Annotated in this window: 2 protein-coding genes; one reads left to right on the top strand and one right to left on the bottom strand. The window is 40.6% G+C overall.

Annotated features, from left to right (window positions below; translation table 11 throughout):
- The first annotated feature begins 628 nt into the window (after positions 1 to 628).
- Entirely contained in the window at positions 629 to 2803 is a 2175-nt protein-coding gene (locus H4J76_RS19275; RefSeq protein WP_182231119.1) for a bifunctional diguanylate cyclase/phosphodiesterase, read from the top strand.
- A gap of 515 nt (positions 2804 to 3318) precedes the next feature.
- Here H4J76_RS19275 and H4J76_RS19765 read toward each other — a convergent pair.
- Positions 3319 to 3510 (bottom strand): hypothetical protein (locus H4J76_RS19765; protein WP_220466062.1); only part of this gene is annotated, 192 nt, incomplete at its 5' end.

Raw genomic sequence — 3510 nt, 5'->3', positions numbered from 1 at the left:
GAAATAAATTCAGCATGACGATAGTGGATACTGAAATAAATTCAGCATGACGATAGTGGATACTGAAATAAATTCAGCATGACGATAGTGGATACTGGAATAAATTCAGTATGAAGGCAAACTCCATCATCCTGAACCCAAGCGCCGTCATCCTGAATTTATTTCAGGATCTCGACATTAACAACTCAAAGACCAGGCACCAACAATAGACAATCTTCAAACCAGAAATTTAGAGTGAGTGTCTGTTTAATATTGTATGTTTAATAATCGAGTAATCTTCGGTTATTGCCAAAACGCTGGACACCCAGTTTTGCAATAAGCTATTGCAAAACTGAATAAAGGGTAAGTTTGAGCGATAAGCGGATCTTTGAATAGATAGCTGTAAAGGTCATAACAAAGCTTAGATAGACAAATCAATTCATAGTGCAATCGACCTAAAGATACAATCGATTGAGATATGTGTTAGCGTTAAACGGTTGACGCTTCGTTTAGCAAATGCTTTAAGTCATTTATGAAAGTAATTGGCTTTAGCCTAATTAAATCAAAGTCACTTTTTCAAGAGTGAAGCAACGAGTAATACTTATTTTAGCTCTACTGTGATTTGTAGATGGCCTGAGGAAATCAAAAAATGTCCGAGTATGCTGATATAGTCATCAATGCGATGCGTCCCTCCATAATTACACTAGATAAAAATTTAAGGATAGTTACTGCAAACGATTCTTTTTATACGTTTTTTCATGTCAAGTCTGAAAATGCCATCGGATACCTCATACACGAGTTAGACAATAAACAATGGGATATTCCTGCACTGCGAGAACTATTAGAAACAATTTTAACTCAGACAACCAGTTTTAATGACTACCTAGTTGAGCACGATTTTGCCAATATAGGTCGGCGAATCATGCTGATGAATGCCCGACAGATTGAAGAAGATGAAGATAGAGAACTGATTATTTTATTGTCCATGGAGGACGTCACCGAGCGGGTAGATGAATTAGTCATTGCCAACGAAGAGAAAGACAAGCGAGCAGATGAATTAGTCATTGCTAACGAAGAAAAAGACAAGCGAGCAGATGAATTAGTCATTGCTAACGAAGAGAAAGAGCATCTGCTACAAAAGATAAGACGTGCAGCCAGTGTTTTTATCCATACCCAAGAGAGCATCATGATAACCGATGCAACTGCGACTATTACTGAAGTCAACGATACATTCAGCCGCATCACTGGTTACGATTCTAAAGATGTACTGGGAGAAAATTCAAGGATTCTCCAATCTGGCCGCGAATCGCCAGAATTTTTTAGTGAAATGTGGGATACGCTGCAAACACAGGGGCATTGGCGTGGCGAGATATCGAACCGTCGTAAAAATGGTCAAATATTTCCCGCAATGCTATCCATTAGTGCTGTAAAAAATGCTGATGGTCTTACACAACACTACGTTTCATTATCCACTGACATTTCATCTATAAAGGCTTATCAAGGGCAATTGGAACGCATTACTCATTACGATCTACTAACCAATTTGCCTAATCGCGTATTAGTGGCAGACCGCATTACACAAGCTATGGTGCAATGCCAACGTGGTAGTCAGTCATTAGCCGTTGCCTTTATGGACTTAGATGGCTTTAAAGACGTCAATGACAAGTATGGCCATAATATGGGGGACGAGTTGCTTATTGCAGTGTCACAACAGATGCAAGCAGCTTTACATGAAGATGACACGCTCGCACGTATTGGCGGTGATGAATTTATCGCAGTAATGATTAATTTAGAAAAGCCCGAAGATAGTGTACCGATATTAGAATGTCTACTAAAGGCCGCGGCTAATCCTGTAACCGTGGGCGATGTCATCATGCAAGTTTCAGTGAGTATTGGTGTCGCCTTTTATCCACAAGACGGTGTGGAAGCAGACCCACTCATACGTCGTGCCGACCAAGCCATGTATGTTGCCAAGCAAGAAGGTAAAAACCGTTATCACCTGTTTGATACTGCAAAAGATAATTTAATTAATACGCAACGAAAAAGTATCAACGATGTTCGTACAGCTATGGCTAGTGACGAGTTTGTGCTGCACTATCAACCCAAGGTGAATATGCAGACTGGCGAAGTGATAGGGGTAGAAGCGTTAATCCGCTGGCAGCATTCAGTACGTGGCTTAGTTCCGCCTTTAGATTTTTTACCTGTGATAGAAGGTCATGCCGTAAGTTTAGAACTGGGTGAATGGGTCATAGATAGGGCATTAAGCCAAATAATCCAATGGCGAAACATGGGAATAAATCTCCCAGTCAGTGTCAACATCAGTGCCTATCAAGTACAACAAAGTAACTTCACAACTCGCTTAGCTACATTGCTAGCGATCCATCCTGAAGTGGCCCCCAACTGTTTAGAATTAGAAATACTCGAAACTAGTGCCTTACATGATATCAGCCAAGTGTCTGCGACTATGAATGCATGCTGTGAACTTGGCGTACGCTTTGCTTTAGATGACTTCGGCACGGGCTATTCGTCACTTACCTATCTTAGACGCCTGCCAGCGCACTTAATTAAAATCGACCAAACCTTTGTACGGGAGATGTTAGAAAATGCTGATGATTCCGCTATTGTTGAAGCTGTAATAGGATTAGCTAAAGCATTCCGGCGTGACGTGATTGCTGAGGGCGTAGAAACTATTCCTCATGGATTAGCATTATTAAAACTTGGTTGTCATTTGGCGCAGGGTTATGGCATTGCTCGACCCATGCCTGCCATTGATATTCCCAAATGGGTATCTAACTGGAAAGCCGATGATTCTTGGCAGATATGATGCTTAAAGTCTGATATTTGACTTAATTTCATGCTAACGGGGTCTTTAAAACTTACTTGCTATTTAAAATATAAAATTTCGTTTCACATCAAGAGCGAAGTTGCTCTTGAAGACAACACATTGTTCGAACACGGCAGAATAAAAATCATAGACTTCTCATTCACTCACTAAAAGGCGCTTAATGTCGGAGAACACTAAAGTTGAAAACTTTCTATAACTGAAATAAGCGACTCGTTGACAATCGAAAGCTATTTACCTGCGGGGTCGATGGAGTTTCATTTTTGGATCTGAAACAGTCAATTGCACTAGGACCAGTGAACGGCGGCAATGGTGACAAATAAGATCGTTAAAACCAGTTTTTTTTCGAGCTACCGCTACGACCGCTATTGGCACTTTTAAGTAGGTCATATTCAGTGCTTACTATTCCAGTTTAGTAGCCATATTTTGGGTTATTAAACAGAAATAAAGATAATAATTCTACCTTAACAACTAAAGGCCCAGATACTGAAATAAATTCAGTATGACGAGAATGGATACTGAAATAAATTCAGCATGCATTCAAACGCCATCATGCTGAACCCAACTTCCGTCATCCTGAACCCAACCTCCGTTATCCTGAACCCGTACTCCGTCATCCTGAATCCGTACTCCGTCATCCTGAACCTGTACTCCGTCATCCTGAACTTGTACTCCGTCATCCTGAACTT

The sequence above is a fragment of the Colwellia sp. BRX9-1 genome, from assembly GCF_014077195.1.
Classification (GTDB): Bacteria; Pseudomonadota; Gammaproteobacteria; order Enterobacterales; family Alteromonadaceae; genus Colwellia_A.
Note: the sequence above shows the minus strand (reverse complement) of the source record. Positions and strands in the feature narration are given on the sequence as shown.

Coding starts and splice junctions, on each gene's coding strand:
- H4J76_RS19275 (WP_182231119.1), top strand. CDS start 629: ATGTCCGAGTATGCTGATATAGTCATCAATGCGATGCGTCCCTCCATA.